21 protein-coding genes are annotated in these 19,695 nt (G+C 41.9%); 18 read left to right on the top strand and 3 right to left on the bottom strand.

Annotation, left to right across the window (positions count from 1 at the left end):
• The first annotated feature begins 1 nt into the window (after nucleotide 1).
• From L3Q70_RS11690 to L3Q70_RS11655, 8 genes are all read left to right on the top strand, one after another.
• On the top strand, nucleotides 2-2,284 hold the full coding sequence (locus tag L3Q70_RS11690; protein ID WP_062569742.1) for a chemotaxis protein CheA: 2,283 nt from the start codon (nucleotides 2-4) through the stop codon (nucleotides 2,282-2,284).
• A 75-nt stretch (nucleotides 2,285-2,359) separates the two neighbouring features.
• Nucleotides 2,360-3,493 carry a chemotaxis response regulator protein-glutamate methylesterase gene (locus L3Q70_RS11685; protein ID WP_193987618.1) on the top strand — a complete coding sequence of 378 codons (1,134 nt, stop codon included), beginning with the start codon at nucleotides 2,360-2,362 and terminating at the stop codon, nucleotides 3,491-3,493.
• Nucleotides 3,486-4,250, top strand: coding sequence for a flagellar motor protein (locus tag L3Q70_RS11680; protein ID WP_062569744.1), 765 nt, complete (start codon nucleotides 3,486-3,488; stop codon nucleotides 4,248-4,250). The genes L3Q70_RS11685 and L3Q70_RS11680 overlap by 8 nt, the downstream gene beginning before the upstream one ends.
• Before the next feature lie 5 nt (nucleotides 4,251-4,255).
• Nucleotides 4,256-5,215, top strand: coding sequence for a flagellar motor protein MotB (locus L3Q70_RS11675; protein WP_237114306.1), 960 nt, complete (start codon nucleotides 4,256-4,258; stop codon nucleotides 5,213-5,215).
• A gap of 11 nt (nucleotides 5,216-5,226) precedes the next feature.
• Nucleotides 5,227-5,997 (top strand): ParA family protein, encoded by a 771-nt coding sequence (locus tag L3Q70_RS11670; protein WP_237114305.1) that lies wholly within the window; start codon nucleotides 5,227-5,229, stop codon nucleotides 5,995-5,997.
• 2 nt (nucleotides 5,998-5,999) lie between these two features.
• Entirely contained in the window at nucleotides 6,000-6,749 is a 750-nt protein-coding gene (locus L3Q70_RS11665) for a chemotaxis protein CheW (protein ID WP_062569747.1), read from the top strand.
• Between the two features lie 21 nt (nucleotides 6,750-6,770).
• Nucleotides 6,771-7,268 (top strand): chemotaxis protein CheW, encoded by a 498-nt coding sequence (locus L3Q70_RS11660; RefSeq protein ID WP_058586379.1) that lies wholly within the window; start codon nucleotides 6,771-6,773, stop codon nucleotides 7,266-7,268.
• Between the two features lie 15 nt (nucleotides 7,269-7,283).
• Nucleotides 7,284-7,685 (top strand): DUF2802 domain-containing protein, encoded by a 402-nt coding sequence (locus L3Q70_RS11655; RefSeq protein WP_062569748.1) that lies wholly within the window; start codon nucleotides 7,284-7,286, stop codon nucleotides 7,683-7,685.
• 20 nt (nucleotides 7,686-7,705) lie between these two features.
• On the opposite strand, the gene L3Q70_RS11650 is transcribed toward L3Q70_RS11655, so the two are convergent.
• The gene (locus L3Q70_RS11650; protein ID WP_062569749.1) at nucleotides 7,706-8,014 is read right to left on the bottom strand and encodes an EscU/YscU/HrcU family type III secretion system export apparatus switch protein; all 309 of its coding nucleotides are present in this window, start codon (nucleotides 8,012-8,014) and stop codon (nucleotides 7,706-7,708) included.
• 1 nt (nucleotide 8,015) lies between these two features.
• Entirely contained in the window at nucleotides 8,016-10,316 is a 2,301-nt protein-coding gene (locus tag L3Q70_RS11645) for a flagellar hook-length control protein FliK (RefSeq protein ID WP_237114304.1), read from the bottom strand.
• A 102-nt stretch (nucleotides 10,317-10,418) separates the two neighbouring features.
• Here L3Q70_RS11645 and ccmA point away from each other — a divergent pair, with 102 nt between their 5' ends.
• Genes ccmA through L3Q70_RS11595 form a run of 10 tightly spaced genes read left to right on the top strand, consistent with a single transcriptional unit; the run spans nucleotide 10,419 to nucleotide 18,131 of the window.
• A complete protein-coding gene (gene ccmA / locus L3Q70_RS11640) occupies nucleotides 10,419-11,039 on the top strand; it encodes a cytochrome c biogenesis heme-transporting ATPase CcmA (RefSeq protein ID WP_237114303.1) in 621 nt (206 codons plus the stop codon).
• A complete protein-coding gene (gene ccmB, locus L3Q70_RS11635) occupies nucleotides 11,039-11,725 on the top strand; it encodes a heme exporter protein CcmB (protein ID WP_062569752.1) in 687 nt (228 codons plus the stop codon). Before ccmA ends, ccmB begins: the two co-directional genes overlap by 1 nt.
• Nucleotide 11,726: 1 nt before the next feature.
• Entirely contained in the window at nucleotides 11,727-12,464 is a 738-nt protein-coding gene (locus tag L3Q70_RS11630) for a heme ABC transporter permease (RefSeq protein WP_062569753.1), read from the top strand.
• Between the two features lie 2 nt (nucleotides 12,465-12,466).
• The gene (gene ccmD, locus L3Q70_RS11625; RefSeq protein ID WP_062569754.1) at nucleotides 12,467-12,670 is read left to right on the top strand and encodes a heme exporter protein CcmD; all 204 of its coding nucleotides are present in this window, start codon (nucleotides 12,467-12,469) and stop codon (nucleotides 12,668-12,670) included.
• Entirely contained in the window at nucleotides 12,667-13,146 is a 480-nt protein-coding gene (gene ccmE / locus L3Q70_RS11620; protein WP_062569755.1) for a cytochrome c maturation protein CcmE, read from the top strand. The genes ccmD and ccmE overlap by 4 nt, the downstream gene beginning before the upstream one ends.
• 1 nt (nucleotide 13,147) lies before the next feature.
• On the top strand, nucleotides 13,148-15,103 hold the full coding sequence (locus tag L3Q70_RS11615) for a heme lyase CcmF/NrfE family subunit (protein ID WP_062569756.1): 1,956 nt from the start codon (nucleotides 13,148-13,150) through the stop codon (nucleotides 15,101-15,103).
• Nucleotides 15,100-15,672, top strand: coding sequence for a DsbE family thiol:disulfide interchange protein (locus tag L3Q70_RS11610; protein WP_130150491.1), 573 nt, complete (start codon nucleotides 15,100-15,102; stop codon nucleotides 15,670-15,672). The genes L3Q70_RS11615 and L3Q70_RS11610 overlap by 4 nt, the downstream gene beginning before the upstream one ends.
• Nucleotides 15,669-16,130, top strand: a complete 462-nt coding sequence (locus L3Q70_RS11605; protein ID WP_237114302.1) for a cytochrome c-type biogenesis protein — start codon at nucleotides 15,669-15,671, stop codon at nucleotides 16,128-16,130. Before L3Q70_RS11610 ends, L3Q70_RS11605 begins: the two co-directional genes overlap by 4 nt.
• Complete coding sequence (gene ccmI / locus L3Q70_RS11600; protein WP_237114301.1) at nucleotides 16,131-17,390, top strand: c-type cytochrome biogenesis protein CcmI; 1,260 nt, start codon at nucleotides 16,131-16,133, stop codon at nucleotides 17,388-17,390.
• A gap of 9 nt (nucleotides 17,391-17,399) precedes the next feature.
• A complete protein-coding gene (locus L3Q70_RS11595) occupies nucleotides 17,400-18,131 on the top strand; it encodes a VacJ family lipoprotein (RefSeq protein ID WP_062569760.1) in 732 nt (243 codons plus the stop codon).
• 61 nt (nucleotides 18,132-18,192) lie between these two features.
• Here the strand turns inward: L3Q70_RS11595 and L3Q70_RS11590 are convergent, their stop codons facing one another.
• On the bottom strand, nucleotides 18,193-19,416 hold the full coding sequence (locus L3Q70_RS11590) for an HDOD domain-containing protein (protein ID WP_062569761.1): 1,224 nt from the start codon (nucleotides 19,414-19,416) through the stop codon (nucleotides 18,193-18,195).
• Nucleotides 19,417-19,695: the final 279 nt, after the last annotated feature.

Here is a 19,695-nt window from a genome sequence, read left to right as displayed (position 1 = left end):
CATGAGCTTTGAAGTCGATGAAGATATTTTACAGGATTTCCTAGTTGAAGCTGGAGAAATCTTAGAGCTTTTGTCAGAGCAATTAGTCGAACTGGAAAATAACCCAGAAGATAAAGATTTATTAAATGCCATTTTTAGGGGCTTCCATACCGTAAAAGGTGGGGCTGGCTTCTTAAGCATGACAGAACTTGTTGATGCATGTCATGGCGCCGAAAATGTCTTTGATTTATTACGACAAGGCGGGCGTACTGTTACATCTGAATTAATGGATGTTATTTTACAGGCACTCGATACAATAAATGAGATGTTTACGACCATCCAGAACCGTGAGCAACCAGAGCCTGCGGATCCTGCCCTCCTTGAAGCCCTTCACAAATTAAGTCATCCACCGAGCGCAGAAGAACTTGCTGGTGAAGACACATCAATTACAGAGGGTGTCAGTGCGGCACCAGAAGAGCCCGTTGTTGAAGAGCCTATCATTGATAGCCCAGAAGTAACTGCTGATGTGGCAACGGATAACGTTGATGAAGACGACCCGTTTGCATTTGATATGTTGTTTGATGGTGGTTTGGCTGATACCCAGCCTGAAGCACAAAATATTGATGAAATTACTGAAGACGAATTTGAAAGCTTACTTGATGAACTCCATGGTAAAGGGCAAAGCCCAGCAGCCGTAGAGGCAGAAAAAGTAAGTAATAATAGTGATGATATCACTGATGATGAATTTGATAGCTTATTAGATGAACTGCACGGAGTAGGTAGCTTTGGTGAAGTAAAATCAACTAGCACACCAGAACAAGTGCCGACTGAAAAGCCTGTCAGTACAGTATCAGCGCCTGCTGGTAGTGAGAGTGACGATGAAATTAGTGATGATGAATTTGAAGCATTGCTGGATGAGTTACATGGTAAAGGAACAGCGCCTAAGTCACTAGAGTCTTCATCACCAGCACAGCCTACAGAGCCAAAAGCGCCAGAAGTAGCTAAAGCTGAGCCTAGTAAACCAGTGCCGCAAGCAAAACCAGCAACCCCTGCGCCAGCAAAAGCGGCTCAACCAGCCCCTGTTGCAGCTAAAGCAGAACCTAAGCCAAGTGCCGCTGCGAAAAAAGCACCTGCACCACAGGCAGAAACGACGGTACGTGTTGATACTAAACGTCTTGACGAGATTATGAACATGGTTGGTGAACTGGTGCTTGTTCGTAACCGTTTAGTTAGTCTTGCTAATAATACCAACAGTGAATCTATGGGTAAGGCTATCTCGAATTTAGATGTTGTCACAGCAGACTTACAAGGTGCTGTGATGAAGACACGCATGCAGCCAATCAAGAAAGTATTCGGCCGCTTCCCTCGCGTTGTTCGTGACTTAGCTCGTAGCTTGAAAAAAGATATTAATCTGCTGTTGGTGGGTGAAGATACCGATTTAGATAAAAACTTAGTTGAAGCCCTTGCTGATCCACTTGTGCATTTGGTTCGTAACTCAGTTGACCATGGTATTGAAATGCCTGATGTGCGTGAGGCCGCAGGTAAACCTCGTACAGGGACTGTGACGCTATCAGCATCACAAGAAGGCGATCATATCTTACTTACCATCCGTGATGATGGTGCCGGTATGGACGCCGAGAAATTGAAAAAGATAGCAATCAGTAAAGGTGTTATTGACCATGACCAAGCTAGCAGACTCTCTGATACAGAGGCCTACAATTTAATTTTTGCTCCTGGCTTCTCAACGAAAGAAGAGATTTCTGATATTTCGGGCCGTGGTGTGGGTATGGATGTGGTGAAAACCAAGATCACCCAACTAAATGGCTCAGTTAATATTCAGTCAGAACTCGGAGTCGGTACTGTACTTGAAATTAAAGTACCGCTTACATTGGCTATTCTTCCAACATTAATGGTTATTGTTGGAGAACAAACATTTGCGTTACCACTTGCAGGTGTTAGTGAAATTTTTCACCTTGACCTAACTAAGACGAATGTGGTCGATGGGCAACTGACGATTATTGTTCGCCAGAAAGCCATTCCACTCTTTTACCTCGAACATTGGTTAGTGAAAGGTGCAAATAGCCAAGAACGCAAAGCCGAAGGACATGTTGTTATTGTTCAAATAGGTACGAAACAGGTAGGCTTTGTTGTTGACTCGTTGATAGGTCAAGAAGAAGTCGTTATTAAGCCGCTTGATGCTTTATTACAAGGTACACCAGGCATGGCGGGTGCGACGATTACCTCTGATGGTGGGATTGCACTTATTTTAGATGTGCCAAGCATGCTAAAACATTACGTTGGCTAGCATTATTTAAACTCACTATTTTAAGTGCGCGTGGATACAGCGCACTTACACTGAACACATAACAAGAGAGTGCCAATGGCAGTCAAAGTATTAGTTGTCGATGATTCGAGCTTTTTTCGCCGTCGTGTCAGCGAAATTTTAGAGCAAGATAGTAATATCCAAGTTGTAGGCTTTGCCGTGAATGGCCGAGAAGCTGTTGATAAGGCAAAAGAGCTTAGACCTGATGTCATTACTATGGATGTTGAAATGCCCGTTCTTGATGGTATTAGTGCCGTTAAAGAGATCATGGCTGCTACACCAACACCTATTTTAATGTTTTCTTCATTAACTCGTGATGGTGCAACAGCAACACTTGATGCGCTTGATGCGGGGGCTTTGGACTTTTTACCGAAAAAGTTTGAAGATATTGCCCGAAATAACGAAGATGCAATCGCACTTTTACAAAATAAAGTAAAAGAAATTGGTCGCCGTCGCATTTCACGTTTTACACGTCCTGCTCCGCCACCTCGCACAGCATCTACAACATCTACAAGCACCAGAAGCGGTGGTATTGTTCAGCCTGATCGTAGTTTCAGCCGCCCAGCACCAGCTCCGGCTTCATCGACGAACAATGTGCGAGCTTCAGGCAAACAGTACCAAGTTGTTGCAATTGGTACATCAACAGGCGGCCCTGTTGCTTTACAAACCATATTAACTCAACTGCCAGCTAATTTTCCGCACCCTATTTTACTTATTCAGCATATGCCTGCTGCATTTACACCTGCTTTTGCTGCGCGACTAAATGGTCTGTGTAAAATTAAAGTGAAAGAAGCGCAACAAGGCGACAGGTTAATGCCAGGTACCGCTTATTTAGCACCTGGTGGTCAGCAAATGCTGGTAGAAGGACGTGGAAGTTCTCGAACGTTACGCGTTTTTGAAGATGATAGTCCTCGCATTACATACAAACCGAGTGTGGATGTAACATTTGCAAGCACTGCTAAAGCATTTGGTGGTGATGTATTGGCGGTTGTGCTTACTGGTATGGGGGCTGATGGTCGAGATGGTGCCCGCATGCTAAAACAAGCTGGTGCGACTATATGGGCGCAAGATGAAAAAACCAGTGTTGTTTATGGTATGCCGCAAGCCGTTGCTAATGCAGGCCTTGCAAGTGAGAGCTTAGCGCTTAATGACGTTGCTGCACGGTTAACACGAGAGACTGGGTGTGGATAAACTGTCGTTTCTTGGTTTAATCGTCGCTGTTAGCGCTATTGCTTTTGGTTATGCACTTGAAGGTGGGGTGGTAAGCGCTCTATTTAATGGCCCAGCGCTGATTATCGTGCTAGGTGGTACCTTAGGCGCTGTAATGTTACAAACACCAAGCAGTGTATTTTCTAAAACAGTAAAAATTAGCCATTGGGTATTTTTCCCCCCTTACCACGATATTGATGCTGCGATTGAGCAGGTGAAGCGTTGGTCTCAAAAGGCACGCCAAGAGGGGTACCTTTCGCTTGAGAATGAGGCCTTAGCGCATGATGATCCCTATGCGGTAAAGGGGCTAAGCATGTTAGTTGATGGAGCTGGTGAAACGAAGCTTAGGGATACACTTGAAATTGACTTAATGCTCGAGCGTGAAAGATTAATGGAAGTGAGCCGTGTATATGAAGCCATGGGGGGATACAGTCCAACCATTGGTATCTTAGGTGCGGTACTTGGGCTTATTCAAGCAATGCAATTTATAACCGATCCTGAAAAGCTTGGAGCAGGGGTCGCGACAGCGTTTATTGCGACAATTTATGGTGTTGGTTTAGCAAACTTACTCTTTTTACCAATGGCAAACAAACTAAAGCAACAAATTGAACAAAAAATGCTGTACCACGAGTTACTTGCAGAGGGAATTATTGCTATTGCCCAAGGTGAGAGCCCATTAAATATTGAACTCAAACTTGAGGCGTATCGTGTAGAGCGTCCAAGCTTAGCTGGCGAGTAACTCTTATGATGCGCCGTCGCATGCGTCATAAAATTCAAAAAAGCCAACATACAGAGCGTTGGCTTGTTTCTTATGCCGATTACATGACCATTATGTTTGCGTTTTTTGTGGTGATGTATGCAATCGCTATTAGCAAGAATGAAGATTTCCAAGTTTTATCTGATTCACTAGAGCAAGTGTTTGATAAATCAGCACGTACTCATCAGCAGGCTGGAACTGGGGTACAGGGTACGGGGATTTTAACAGACCGTGTCACGCCTGAAAGCGAGGTTTTATATGGTGAAAGTATCCTCAAAGAAGAGCAAGGGCCTAAGTTAATTGATGGGCAAGCCGATACCAGTAATATCGAAAAAAAGCATTTAGGAAAACCGCTAGATAGTCTACTTAGCAAACTGCAATCTGCTTTAATTGATGAGATCCGTAATGGTGAGGCTAGCCTTGAGCTTAATCAAGACTGGCTGATAATTGAATTGAGTTCAGGCATGTTGTTTTCGTCGGGCAGTGCTGTTGCTCAACAACGTGCTAAACAAGTTGTTGCATTAGTTAAAGATATTATTGCTCCTGTAGATAATTATATTCGCGTAAGAGGTTATACCGATAACGAAGGTATTCGTAATGAAATGTTTCGATCTAACTGGGAACTGTCAGTCGCACGCGCAACATCAGTATTGGTTGAGCTTGAAGAGTTGGGGATAAACCCTGCTCGCATGGCCATTGAGGGCTATGGTCAGTATTCACCCTTTTCCAGTAATGACACAGAACAAGGGCGTGCAGAAAATCGTAAAGTCGTTGTGGCACTTTCTAAATATGGTTTACCAGAACAAGCACAGCAGGCTACCAATGAACAAGCTAAACCCAGTGTAAACGAGAGTACAGAAATTGAGTTGCCAAGCAATGACAACACGATTAAAGTGATTCAATTACCTCACGGTGGCATTCGAATTACCACGCGCAATGAACAATAACAAGGTGTGATGTGAAAATTTGGACAGTAGCGAATCAGAAAGGCGGAGTAGGGAAAACCACAACCGCTGTTAGTCTTGCTGGCACGCTTGCATTACAAGGGAAACGGGTATTATTGATAGATACCGATCCACATGCTTCATTAACTTATTATTTTGGTATCGATTCAGAAGAGTTAGAGATTAGCGTCTACGATATTTTTGCCCGTGGCAACAGTATGGCCAGCGAAGAAATCTTACAAGCACTTTGCCCGTCAACACTTGAAAACCTTGATATTTTACCTGCAACCATGGCTATTGCGACCCTCGATAGAAGTATGGGCAATAAGAATGGTATGGGTCTTATACTAAAAAAAGCGCTGGCAAAAATTAGCGAACATTATGACTATGCAATTATCGACTGTCCGCCTGTATTAGGTGTATTAATGGTTAATGCCTTAGCTGCCAGCGAACGTATTTTAGTGCCAGTACAAACAGAGTTTTTGGCTCTCAAAGGTCTTGATCGTATGATGCGCACTATGGAGTTGATGCAAACATCGCAATCTAAACAATATCAGTATACGATTATACCAACAATGTACGACAAACGGACTAAAGCATCCCTTGAAGCCTATAAAAATCTTCAGGATAATTACAAAGATAAAGTGTGGTCGGGAGTCATCCCCGTTGATACCAAGTTTAGAGATGCAAGTTTGGCACAGCAAGTACCTATTCAGTTTTGTCCTCGATCACGAGGGGTATTTGCGTATCGCGCATTACTCGATTATTTAGTTGCACAAGGTTAAAGATGAGTAGCAAACACTTATTTGCCAACGAAAAAGTGATGACCCAATACTTGGGGGCATTACTGTGTGAGGAAGAACCAGAACAGCAAAACCTTGAACCTGTGGCTAAGTTACTCGAACAAGTAAATGAGTCAAAAGGTGACCCATTACCTCTAGAAGTAGAGCAAAAAGTAGAAACACCTGTTGTTGAACCTATTAAAGAGCTTGAGAAAACCGAGAACCAAGCTAATATCAAAGATATAGTCGAACAAAAACAGACTGAGATTGTTGCTAAAACCTCGTCTGAGCGACAAGAAGACTATTTTGATGGTGAATTTCAAGCATTGTTTTTTGAGGTCGCAGGCTTAACTTTAGCTGTTCCTTTGAAAGCATTAGGGGGCATTCATCAACTAACAGAGGTTAATCAGTTATTTGGCAAACCTAAGTGGTTTAAAGGTGTGATGCTAAATCGTGATGAAAAACTGAATGTAGTGGATACAGCACGTTGGGTGATGCCTGAAAAGTATGATGAAAAATTAGAACAGTCACTCGATTATCAATATTTAATCACCTTAGGTGACAGCCAATGGGGATTATTGGCTGAGAAGCTCGTAAATAATATTACACTTCGCGAAGAAGATGTAAAATGGCGAGCAAAATCAGGCAAGCGGCCTTGGCTTGCTGGCGTTATCAAAGAGAAAATGTGCGCCTTGATTGACGTTGAAAATTTATACCAATTGCTAGAGCAGGGCTTAGACAGCCGTGAGCAGTAACTATTTTTACGGAGTAATAGCATGAGTGAAGAAAGACTACTGTCAGCGAATAAAAATGCTGATAGCAACGATGAAGTGTTACAGTGGGTAACCTTTAAACTTGAAGAAGAAACGTACGGCATTAACGTAATGCAAGTACAAGAAGTACTTCGCTATACCGAAATTGCTCCTGTTCCAGGTGCGCCCTCTTATGTGCTTGGAATTATTAACCTGCGTGGTAATGTTGTGACTGTAATCGACACCCGTGCACGTTTTGGTTTAATGGGCGCTGAGGTAACGGATAATTCTCGAATTGTCATTATTGAAGCGGAAAAGCAAGTTATCGGTATCTTGGTTGATAGCGTTGCTGAAGTTGTGTATCTACGTAGCTCTGAAATTGACAGTGCGCCGAATATTGGCACAGAAGAAAGTGCTAAGTTTATTCAAGGTGTATCAAACCGTGATGGTGAGTTACTGATCTTGGTTGATCTTAATAAACTTTTAAATGACGAAGAGTGGGATGAGCTGAGCGCATTATAAACGCTCAGAATTTATATGCTGTTATACTCTTTGTTTGGAGCCTCAATCTTACTATTTTTGGTATGCTTGGGGCTTATTTTTGTTAATAACAACAAGCACGCTACGGCGTTAAAAGCAAAGCAACAACAAGTGCAAGATGCTCAGCAACAGTTGAGTATTTTACGCAGTGAAGTGGCTGAAATGCGAGCTGGCATGCTAAGTATTGGCAAAAGATTGGTTGCTGTTGAAGATAAAAATCAAGAACTTGAACAACTTCAAGATGCACAAAAATATGATGACCCCAATGCGAAAATTTACTCGCGTGCGGTAAAAATGGTAGAACTTGGTGCCGACTTGGAGGAGATTATTCGCGAGTGTGAATTACCCAGAGCTGAGGCTGAGTTACTCATGTCATTACATAAACAAAAGGGCGCTTAATTAGCGCCTTTTCTCTTTATTTAAGCCTGAATGTTCAGCTTTCCTTGAAAGTCCTGCCAGCCAGGGGGAAATTTTCCTCTTAACACATATGAAAAAGCAATAAGCTCAGCGATTACGTAGTAAAGTTCCTTAGGTATTTCTTCACCTAACTCAAGATGTGCAAGTGTTTTTGCTAAATCAGCATCTTGATGAATTAAAATACCTTTTTCTTCAGCCAGTTTTACTATTTCATCAGCAAGCTCGCCAAATCCTTTCGTTGTTACTTTTGGTGAATTGCCTACCTCATACAGTAGCCCTATGGCGGATTTATGTTTGCGGTCATCTTTCATATTAAACCTTTACATTAATGATTGCATGAGACTGGTAAAATGCATGGTGTGTGGGCACGCCTTGTTTTAAGTTTAGTTCAGCGATATTTAAACCGTGACTGGCGAGTTTGTGGCGTAACGTTTCTAAATGTGGGTGAGCTAATGCAGTTACATCTTGTGATGATGCTAATAATTGACATTCAACGGCTTTATCCATTATTTCAGCAGTGACTTGTAGCTGACCAAGCTCAGCATAGTCAAAGTTAAGCCTCACGAACCATACATCCTTATTTTCTAATTTATTTTTGCTCGGTTTTTTATAATGACCTAGGCTAATTTCAGTTTGCCCAATTTCTGGCGGTAATTTCATTGGTAAAAAGAATTGCGCTAAAGGGTTAGCGTCTTGCTGCTGGTTTATCGGGGTTGTTTGTACCTGTGATAAGCTCGATTTCAATTGGCCAATTTCATTAGCAAGAGTTTGGAGATTAGTTTGCTGTAACTGCTCAAGCATTTTGTTACTGTCGATGGCTTTAAAGTTTGGTACTAATACTTGCAATAGCGCATCAAGCCCATGTTGGTTGTTAAAACCTATTGCTGTGGGGGACTGACTAATTATAGGCGCGGCGAGGGTTGTAACTGCGAGCTGCTCAAGTCCTTGATTAAAGCTAGCCTGTAGGTTCTGTGGCGATAATGATGCAGGCCTTAAAATACTCAACAGCTCACGCTCGATAGTTACTGGAAGTGTATTTTGAGCAGAGATCATTCTGTTGAATGCTTGATTCACCAATCGGTTTAAGTCTATTGATGGCGTGTTATTACTTTGGCTAAGCTGATTTAGTTTTTCACTTAATTGAACAGGCACAGTGGTACTAATAAGTTGCTTACTCTCACCTTGAGGTATTAATGTTGCGACGAGCTTAGCCTCAAGTGGCTGCATTAATTGTAAGGGCCGCGCTAAATTTGGCTCTTTAGATGCTAAAAACGCTGCATTAGCATTGCTGTTATTCGTTGCAGTTTTGCTGTGTTGTAATAGTTCGGTATTTGTAGTGAGTGCTGCTAAACCTGCTTTTACCTGTTGAAAAAGCTGAACCATCGGCGGCGAATTATTATAGTGCGTGGGTAGCATGACTTGCGCTGCGGTCATCGGTACTTTTGAAGATGTATTTGCCCACGGAGCTTGTAGTTCAGCCAATTTAATAATATCTATTTTTTTTGTATTAAAGCCAAGCTCTGCCACAGATAAAGTGCTTTTCAATAAAGTTGAGTTTAAATTTGCTGTATGTTTTTGAGTTGCTGGCAGTTTTTCAAAATACCGTACTGCATCGCTTATACGTGTTTTTAAATCAGCAAAACTGTCTTTTAACCAAGAGCGTATTGGAGAATTAGTTGAGCTTAAAGGCTGTGCCAATGACAGAACAGTACTTTTATTTGGTTGCTCTTTAAGTAATTGATGAAATGTGTCGGTTAAAGAGTTTTTTAAAATGAACTGCTCATTGATAGGTTTACTTACCAGCTTTAATCCATTACGTATTACCTGTGGGGTTAGTTTAATGTCTTGAGCGTTTTGCTGTAGCTGAGTTAGTAACTGTTTACTTTCATTCGTGGGAAGATCTTTTAATTGCAGTTTCATCGATGCCATTGCTTTGTTTGCAATGGTAACCTGTAGCTGCTTCGCAGATAAATTGAGTGCGAGTTCAGGTGCTAATTTAGCTAAGATTTCTGCCACTTTTTGCTGGCTAACAGTTTGTTGATGTAGCGAGTCACCATAACGGTTCAAAATATTTAATGTAAACTCAGCGTGTTTAGTCGTTGCAGGTAAAATAACTGCTTGTAGAGGTGCTTCTGATTTCAAAAGTGTGCTGAGTGTGTTGTTTAACATAAACTCGGCTTTTAAAGTCGGTATGCTTAAAGTCGGTTTATTGCTCGGAATTGTCGCAGGAAGTATTGCTGTTGTTTGACTGTCGCCTTGCGCTAAAAGGTTTAAAAGAGCTTGCAACTGAGGAGCTTTACTTAATGTCAGACTAACCGGTGTCGGTGTGATGCTAAGCTGCTTACCATCATGATTCAACGAAACGTTAGCTGATGCATACTTAGCTAATTGGTAATTCGTTTGCTGGGTAGATAAACGTAACGTTTGCCACGAATCATCGAGTAATACATCCATTTGCACTGAGTGTTTGCTAATAACAATATTACGGGCACTTAGAGTTTGTTCACCAAGTGCTTGTATCGCTTCGTTTGATGAATTTTGCGCAACGCGACTGACTCCTGTGCTCTCAAGGTTTAGTTGTGTAGTTAGCGTTAACGGGCTCTGTTTATTCATTATTTTAGATCAAATATAAGTTAATCGTTGTAAAGCAATATTCGTATTACCCTATCATTATGGTAGACTATCGCCTAATTTTGGGTATAGAGAATCGTCATCTTGTTACACATTAAGTCCGTCACCTGCATCAAACAAGATCGTTGTTTGTTTGCGGATCTTAATTTCAGCTTGAAATCGGGACAAATTATGCAGTTAGCTGGTCCAAACGGGGCTGGTAAAACATCATTATTGCGCATTATCGCAGGTTTCGCTACGGCGGATGAAGGTGATGTTTTGTTCCAAGAGCGATCGATTGCCAAATACTATGACGAGTATGCACAAGAGCTGTTATTTATTGGCCACAAAACCGGTGTAAATACGCAGCTTACTGCACTTGAGAATGTCGCTTTTTGGCTAAAAATAAATGGCTACGATACGCACCACGATTTATACCCTATTTTAGCTAAAATAGGTTTGGTTGGCCTAGAAGATGTGCCAGTACGTATGCTCTCAGCAGGGCAACAACGTCGGGTTGCTTTGGTAAGGCTTTGGTTAAATAACGCTAAACTTTGGATTCTTGATGAACCATTTACAGCCCTTGATAAAAGCGGTGTTGCATTTTTACAAGAGCGCTTTGTTGAGCACCTAAATGCAGGTGGGGCGATTTTACTAACCACCCACCAAGACTTAACCACCCATTTTAGTGATCTAAAAACAGTGACCTTGGAGTATCGCCACTGATGGTAAAGCAGCATTCTTATTGGCAACTATTCTCTGCGGTTTTTTTTAAAGATCTTAAATTAGCGTTTCGTCAGCGAGCTGAAATCGTTAATCCTATTTTATTTTTTCTTATCGTTATTACACTTTTCCCGTTAGCTATCGGGCCTGAACCGGGTCTACTAGCACGCATGGCTCCTGGCATTATTTGGGTTGCTGCCTTGCTTTCAACTATGTTGGGCTTAGATAAATTATTTCGTGATGATTATCACGACGGCACACTAGAACAGCTGATTGCATCGTCATATCCGTTACCATTAACGGTGCTTGCTAAAGTGGCGGCACACTGGGTGATCACTGGATTACCATTGGTGCTGATGACACCTGTATTTGCTTTATTATTGAATTTAGAAAGTTCAGCGCTTTTGGCAACGGTGCTTACTCTTTTATTGGGTACACCTTTGCTTAGCTTTATAGGTGCAATTGGCGCTGGACTGACTGTGGGGTTACAAAAAGGCGGCATTTTGATGAGTTTGCTTGTTTTGCCTTTGTATATCCCCGTACTAATTTTTGCAACCTCGGCTATTGATACCAGCTCTATGGAGCTTGCCTATAGCGGACAGCTTGCAATCCTTGGTGCCATGCTAATCGTAGCGATTATAGCGGCACCAATTGCCATATCGTCAGCATTGAAAGTGAGTGTAAGTTAATATGTGGAAGTGGTTACATCCCTACGCAAAAGCAGATCGTGCTTACCAATTGTGTAACACCTTACTGCCTTATTTCGCCGTTCTTACGGTGGTTTGTATGATTGTTGGATGGGTCTGGGGGCTTGCTTATGCGCCAGCAGATTATCAACAAAAAGACAGCTATCGAATTATTTTTATCCATGTGCCTTCAGCTATTTTGTCTATGGGTGCGTATTCTTCTATGGCGATCGCAGCTGTGATCGCACTAGTATGGCAGCTACGTAATGCAGAACTTGCAGTGATTGCAATTGCACCTGTTGGGGCGTGTGTGACAGCAATTGCCTTGATCACCGGTGCTGCATGGGGGAAACCTATGTGGGGTGCTTGGTGGGTGTGGGATGCGCGTTTAACATCAGAGCTTATCCTATTATTTTTATATTTGGGGGTATTATCGCTTTATCATGCCTTCGAAGATAAAAAATCGGCAGGGCGTGCCGCGTGTATTCTAGCAATTGTTGGTGTGATTAATCTGCCAATTATTCATTTTTCGGTAGAGTGGTGGAATACACTTCACCAAGGCGCGACAATCACTAAGTTTGATACTAAAGCCATCGATCCTAGTATGTTTTGGCCGCTTATGGTGAACATAGTTGCCTTTGCTGGTTTTGTAGGTACAGTGACATTAATTCGTCTTAAAAACGAAATATTACAACGTGAAAAGCACCGCCCATGGGTGCGTCAGATGCTTGAGCGAGGTTAATCATGCAGTTTGATTCTTTTGCTGATTTTATTGCCATGGGAGGCTATGGCTTTTATGTATGGTTGTCTTTTGGCACCTGTGCATTAATTTTACTTGGTATTTTATTTAGTTCGTTAAACGATACGAAACGTATTTTCTCTTCAGTTAAGCAACAAGTGCAACGTGAAGAGCGCATTAAAAAAGCGAAACAAGGGGCAGATCAATGAATCCAAGACGTAAAAAACGTTTATTAGCTGTTGTAGCCATTATTTTTGGTGTGGGTGCAACCATAGGTTTAGTGCTCTATGCGCTGCAAGAAAACATCAATTTATTTTATACCCCTAGTGAATTAGTTGACGGTAAAGGTCCGAATAAAGAGAAGCCACACGTTGGACAAAAACTACGTATTGGTGGCATGGTTGTGCCAGGTTCTGTAGTACGCGATGAATCAAGTTTAAAGGTGAGTTTTAAGCTAATTGATACCGGTCCAATGGTGACTATAAATTACCAAGGCATCTTGCCGGATTTATTCCGTGAGGGGCAAGGGATTGTTGCGCAGGGCGTACTTGTTAAAGCGAATGAAATTGATGCCTTTGAGGTACTTGCCAAACATGATGAAGAGTACATGCCAGCGGAAGTTGCAGAAGCAGTGAAAGGTATTAAGCATGAAAAACCGACCTATAACTTAGATAACGGCAATTAATATGATCCCAGAACTCGGTTATTTTTCTTTAACACTGGCCATGGTGCTCAGTGTTTTATTATGTATTTTTCCTATTTGGGGAGCACATACTGGTAATTTACGCTTGATGCGTGCTGCTCCTTCGCTAGCAATTGGTCAATTTGTGTTTGTACTTTTGTCTTTTGCAGCGCTTATTTATGCCAGTTTAACCGATGATTTTACCGTTTCGTATGTCGCTTATCACTCAAGTAGTACTTTACCTTGGTACTATAAAATCACCTCAACCTGGGGTGGTCATGAAGGCGCTATTTTACTTTGGCTTGTAATGCAAGCAGGTTGGACAGCGGTTGTTGCTATGCGCTCTAAGTCACTACCATGGGTTTTGCGTGCTCGTGTACTGGGTGTGCTAGGCTTTTTGGGTGTTGGCTTTATGCTTTACACCTTGCTGATGTCGAGCCCATTTGAGCGCTTGTTACCTTACTTCCCCGTAGAAGGTCGTGATTTAAATCCATTACTGCAAGACCCTGGTATGATTATTCACCCGCCATTGCTTTATATGGGCTACGTGGGTCTGTCTGTGTCGTTTTCATTCGCCATCGCTGCGCTGCTAACAGGTAAACTTGATAATACTTGGGCTAAGTGGTCTCGTCCTTGGACTATGACGGCATGGGGTTTTTTAACATTAGGTATTACTATTGGTAGCTGGTGGGCTTACTCTGAGCTTGGCTGGGGTGGCTGGTGGTTCTGGGATCCAGTTGAAAACGCATCATTAATGCCATGGCTGGTGGCAACTGCGTTGTTGCACTCACTATCAACCACAGAAAAGCGGGGGGTATTTAAGTCATGGACCGTATTACTCGCTATTGCTGCATTCTCTTTAAGCTTACTCGGTACGTTTATTGTTCGTTCAGGCATTATTGTTTCTGTGCATGCGTTTGCGTCAGATCCTAACCGCGGTATGTTTATTTTAGCTTTCTTAGCTATTGTCGTCGGTGGTGGTTTATCGCTTTACGCATTACGCGTTTCACAGGTTAAAAGTGAAGGCCGTTATAAGTTCGCTTCCCGTGAAGTGGCACTTTGGTTAAATAATATTTTCTTAGTGGTCGCTACGTTAATTGTATTATTAGGTACGTTATTACCAATGATTCATAAAGAGCTTGGCTTGGGTAGTATCTCGATTGGTGAACCGTTTTTCAACAAGATGTTTGCTATCTTACTCGTGCCATTTGCTATCCTAATGGGCATCGGGCCTTTGCTTCGCTGGAAGCAAAATAAATGGTCGATGCTACAAAATAAATTAGCCTTATCAGCCATTGTGAGTATTGTCGCAACTGCTGCGTGGTTGTATTCGAGCTACGACGTAATTGCGCCTCTGACTTTTATCGCTACGGCACTTGCTGTTTGGATTTTTGTGACAACTTTAGTTGATTTAGCAGCTAAAGTGACCATTCATAAAACACTGGCTGAGGGCTTCAAACGTTTAGGTTTAAGTTATTGGGCTATGGTACTCGGTCATGTCGGTTTAGCGTTCGTGATTGCAGGTGTTACATTAACGTCTGCTTATTCAGTTGAACGTGATGTCTCAATGAAGCCTGGTGATAAAGTGGCACTTAATGAGTATCAATATCGTTTTGATGGCGTTAAAAGCATTCGTGGTGCTAACTATAGCGGTCACGCAGGTGTCGTTACGGTACTTAAAAATGACAAGCAAGTAACTGTGTTACATGCTGAAAAACGCCGTTATGACATTGGCATGCAGTTTATGACAGAAGCCGCGGTCGATGCAGGTTTTACCCGTGACTTGTATTTAGCACTTGGTGAGCAATTAAGCCAAGGAGCATGGTCATTGCGTATTTATCATAAACCGTATGTCCGTTGGATGTGGCTCGGTGGTATTTTAATCTCCATTGCAGGTTTCCTTGTACTAGGTGATAAACGTTATCGTCAAAAATCAACAAAAGAGGAGGCTATGGCATGAACCGCAAGCTATTAGCGTTAGCCCCTTTACTGGTGTTTGTTTTACTGTGTGTGTTCTTGTATCAGGGTTTGTTTGCCAACCCTCGTGAACTACAAACTGGGCGTATTGGTCACACAATGCCGGCTTTTAACCTTCCAGACTTAATGGATGAATCTAAGCGTTGGACTGATGCCGATTTAAAAGGTGAAGTTTACCTGCTTAATGTGTGGGGCACGTGGTGCCCAACTTGTTTAGCTGAGTTAGGTTACCTAACAGAACTCAGAGAGCAAGGTGTGAAAATTATTGGCTTGTATTATGAGCAAGGGTATGACCCTGACTTTGATGGGCAGTTTGATATCAACGCATTGCGCGAAGATGTAACAAGCATGCTTAATCGCGCTGGTGACCCGTATCAGTTTAATATTTTAGATTTAAAACGCACCTTAGCACTAGATTTAGGTGTATCGGGGGCACCAGAAACCTTCTTAGTCGATAAGCAAGGCACTATTTTGCTACATCATACCGGTGATATAAACCCGCGAGTATGGCGTTCGAAGTTTGCACCTTTGATGCAGGAGTTACAGCAATGAGATTAATTATTTTTTTAGCAAGCTTGTTAATGACTTTCAGCGTATTCGCACAGCAGGATAAGTATCAGTTTGACAATGACGAGCAAGCAGTGCGCTTCAGTGAGTTAACAAAAGAGCTACGCTGCCCAAAATGCCAAAACCAAAATATTGCCGATTCTGATGCTGTCGTCGCTAAAGATCTACGAGACAAAGTATTAGCACTTGTGAAGGATGGCAAAACCAAGGATGAAGTTATTGAATATATGATTGATCGTTATGGTTACTTTGTTCATTACGATCCGCCTGTTACACCTGCAACTTTAGTGCTTTGGGTGTTGCCAGTTTTGATAGTTGTGCTTGGTTTTGGCTTTATTGTGATTCGACAAAGAAAAGCCTCGGTGAAGCAAACATGGACTCATGAGGACGAAGCGTTACTTGCTAAGTTAATTAAACAAAATCAACGTCAGGAGCAAAGCTAAATGGCATTAATGTGGGCTTTATTTGTTTTACTCACACTGATTGCATTGCTATTTGTTGTGGTACCCTTTTTTAAACGCGAAAAAATTCAACGTCTTGATCACAATGCAAACTCGGAATTGATCCGTATCTATCATCAACGTTTAGAAGAGTTAAACGCTGACCTTGAAAATCAGCGGATAGATGCGCAAATGTATGAGGAATCTGTTGTTGAGCAAAAGCGACGCTTATTAAACGAGTTATCGCCTGAAAAAGCGTTAAATAGCTCAGGTAACAATCGCATATTTGCCTTGACGGGGGCTGGTTTTTTAATTGCATTAACCGTTATTTTTTATAGCTTCACAGGCAGCCAGCAACAAATAAAAGGCTGGCATGATGCCATGGCAAACTTAAAGTCATATGGTGAACGTGCTGTAATGCAGGATAAAGAGCCATTGACTCCAAATGAGCTACAAGCATTTGCACTTGCGCTGCGTACTAAGTTAGACAGAAGCGGCGATGATGAAGTTGCGTGGATGTTGCTAGGGCGTGTGGCTATGTCGTTGAATGAATATGACATGGCAATGCAATCATTTGATAAAGTGCTAAAGATGAACCCAGATAACAAGCAGGTGCTAATAAGCTATGCACAAGTTTTGTTAATTGAGGGGAGTGATGCAAATATGTCGCGTGCTGCGACAATGCTGTCGAAGGTTCTTAAATCAGAACCAACTAATGTTGATGCGATCTCGTTATTGGCATTAATTGCTTATGAGCGTAAAGATTGGCTACAAGCTAAAACGGCATTTGAAGTATTACTGGCTAGTATGCAAAAAAATGATCCTCGTTATAGCATGATAGCGCAGCGAATTGCTGAAATAGATGCGAAAATGGGCAGTGAAGAGGTTACTGATAACACACAAGCTGAAATAGCAAACAGTGAAATAAAAGTCACCGTTGATTTAGCCAGTGAGTTAAAAACACAGCTTCCGGATGATGGCACATTATTTGTTTTTGCAAAAGCAGCGAGTGGCCCACCTATGCCATTAGCGGTTGTTAAAATGACAGAGTATAGCTTTCCACTAGAGGTAACACTCAGTGACAGCAATGCCATGGTTGAAGGATTAACGCTTTCTAGTACAGATAAAATTATCTTAACGGCGCGTTTATCAAAAGATGCAACTGTGGTACCTTCTAGCGGCGAATTAGAAGGTAAGTCAGATATTTTAGAGCGTGCTGAAGTTAAAGAGTACGCATTGCTGATTAATGAATTGATACCGTAAGGACAGTCGATGTTTAAGCACAGTTTATTTTTTATTTTTTTTGCGGTGCTCGCAGGATGCGCACAAGTACCTGATGAAAAACTGGATGACCGTGACCCTTTGCAGTCATTTAACCGCCCCATGTATGACTTTAATATGGACGTATTAGATGCTTATATCCTTCGTCCTGCGGCTGTTGGTTATGTCACTGTGACCCCCGTGCCAGTTAGGCGCAGCATCGTGAATTTTACAGATAATATAACCGCGCCGACGGATATGGTGAATGCTGGCTTACAAGGCAAGCCGGGTAACATGAGTATCAGCCTAGCGCGTTTTTTAGTAAACTCGACGGTAGGCTTATTTGGTTTTTTTGATGTCGCATCATCGCTTGGCTTAGAAATAGTTGATGAGGATTTTGGGCAGACCTTAGGTGTATGGGGAGTCGGTGACGGTGCTTATCTTATGTTGCCCGGTATGGGACCAACTACAGCAAGAAACCTAACCGGTGATGTGGTCGATAATATTGTTTTACCTGAGATTGCACTCACCACCCCACAAACAATACTTGTTTTTGCATTAAAGGCTGTAGAGGCGAGGGCATCATTAATACCTCAAGAAAGTTTATTAAATGAGTCGCTAGATCCCTATATCTTTATGAAAGATATTTATTTTCAGCGTCAACTTTATGAGCTATATGATGGTAATCCGCCAATTGAAGAAGAGCCTGATGATTTTGATGAGGACTTCTTAGAAAATCTTTAACACTCCCTCAGAATAAAAAATGCCAGCGTTTGCTGGCATTTTTTATTCGCTACATGTTTTTCTAATCACCAAACACTGACATTTGTTCATTGGCCCAGTTAACAGCGTCATGATAAGCATCGGGCACCTCTTCAGGGGCTAGACCCAGCTCGTGTTGAATATCTTTAGCGCCCTGCCAGTTTGCCTGCTCATATTGCTTTACAAGGCGTAAGTAAACGGCAAGTTGCCCTTCTTCATCGAGCAATGCGGCTTTTATGTCATTACTTAATGGGAGCTTTTTCATCACGCTCGGCATATCTTCATCTAAGATAGCATCCATTAATGACATCATGCCCGTTAAAAATGCCATGCCAGTATCACGTAGCTGACCGTGACTAATGGCAAGTAATTCGGTAAAGCGAGCTCGCGTTAATGATAGTCGAATTAGCTCAGCAGGTTTATCTGCGGCAACTTGTGCAGCAAATAACAGCGATAAGAATCGTTTTATCTCTTCGTTGCCTAATACAATAAGGGCTTGCTTGATGGTGCTAATTTCTGCACGGCGCTTAAATGCCGCAGAGTTTGAGTAGCGTAGTAGCTTGTATGATAGGTTAACGTCTCGCTCGAAAACTTCAGTGATTTTTTTCAGGTTTACATCAACGCTTGAGGTTTCATACAGAAGCTCTGCAAGTGCCATTTCTGAGGGGGGAAGAGTTTTACTTTGTACCATCTCTGGCTTTGAAAAGAAAAAGCCTTGAAAGTAGCTAAAGCCCATATCAACAGCAAGTTGATATTTCTCATATGTTTCAACCTTTTCCGCTAAAAGTTGGATCTGAGGGAAAGGTTTGATTGCTTCTATGACTTCTTGTATAGATTCCTTTGTACAGGTTAAAAAGTCGATTTTAATAATATCAATAAAAGGGTAAAAATGACGCCAAACAGGTTGATGAATATAATCATCAAGCGCAAGGGTATAGCCTTTTTCTTTTAAGTCTTTGACTACGGCTAAAAGGCGTTTTCCAGGTTGGATTGTTTCGAGAATTTCTACAACAATCTGGTCTTTACCAAGCAGTAGTGGGTAGCCTTTTTGTAACGTTTCTAGCGTAAAGTTGATATAGGCAGGTTTATTGTCGGTTAAATCATCAAGGCCAAAGTTAAATTGGCTGCCTTCTATGAGCCGAGAAGTCGCTTCATCACCATCAATCTCAGGAAACACGTTATCTACACCATCTCTAAAGAGAAGCTCATAGCCTACAAGTTTCTTTTCTTTATCTAGAATTGGTTGGCGCGCAGCGTAAAAGTACATATTTGAAGCAAATCCACATCAGTTAAATCATTTTTCCCCGCAATATATTGCATTGCGTTTGAAATAGCATTAGTTAAAAGAGCTGAAACGGGGAAAGTTGTTTTATTATTTCATTTTAGATCCTAAGACTAGGATAAATCGTAATAGAATTCTATTACTTGCGTCTAAATAATAGAAAAATTGTTAGCAAAGTGTTTATTGCGTCAAAGCCGTTACCCATCGGCTAGATTGGAGTTGGAGGGTAGAAGCATGATATAGTCGTGAGTGATATCGGTTTTT

This window comes from Pseudoalteromonas sp. CF6-2 (genome assembly GCF_021729425.1).
Taxonomy (GTDB): Bacteria; Pseudomonadota; Gammaproteobacteria; order Enterobacterales; family Alteromonadaceae; genus Pseudoalteromonas; species Pseudoalteromonas arabiensis.
Note: the sequence above shows the minus strand (reverse complement) of the source record. Positions and strands in the feature narration are given on the sequence as shown.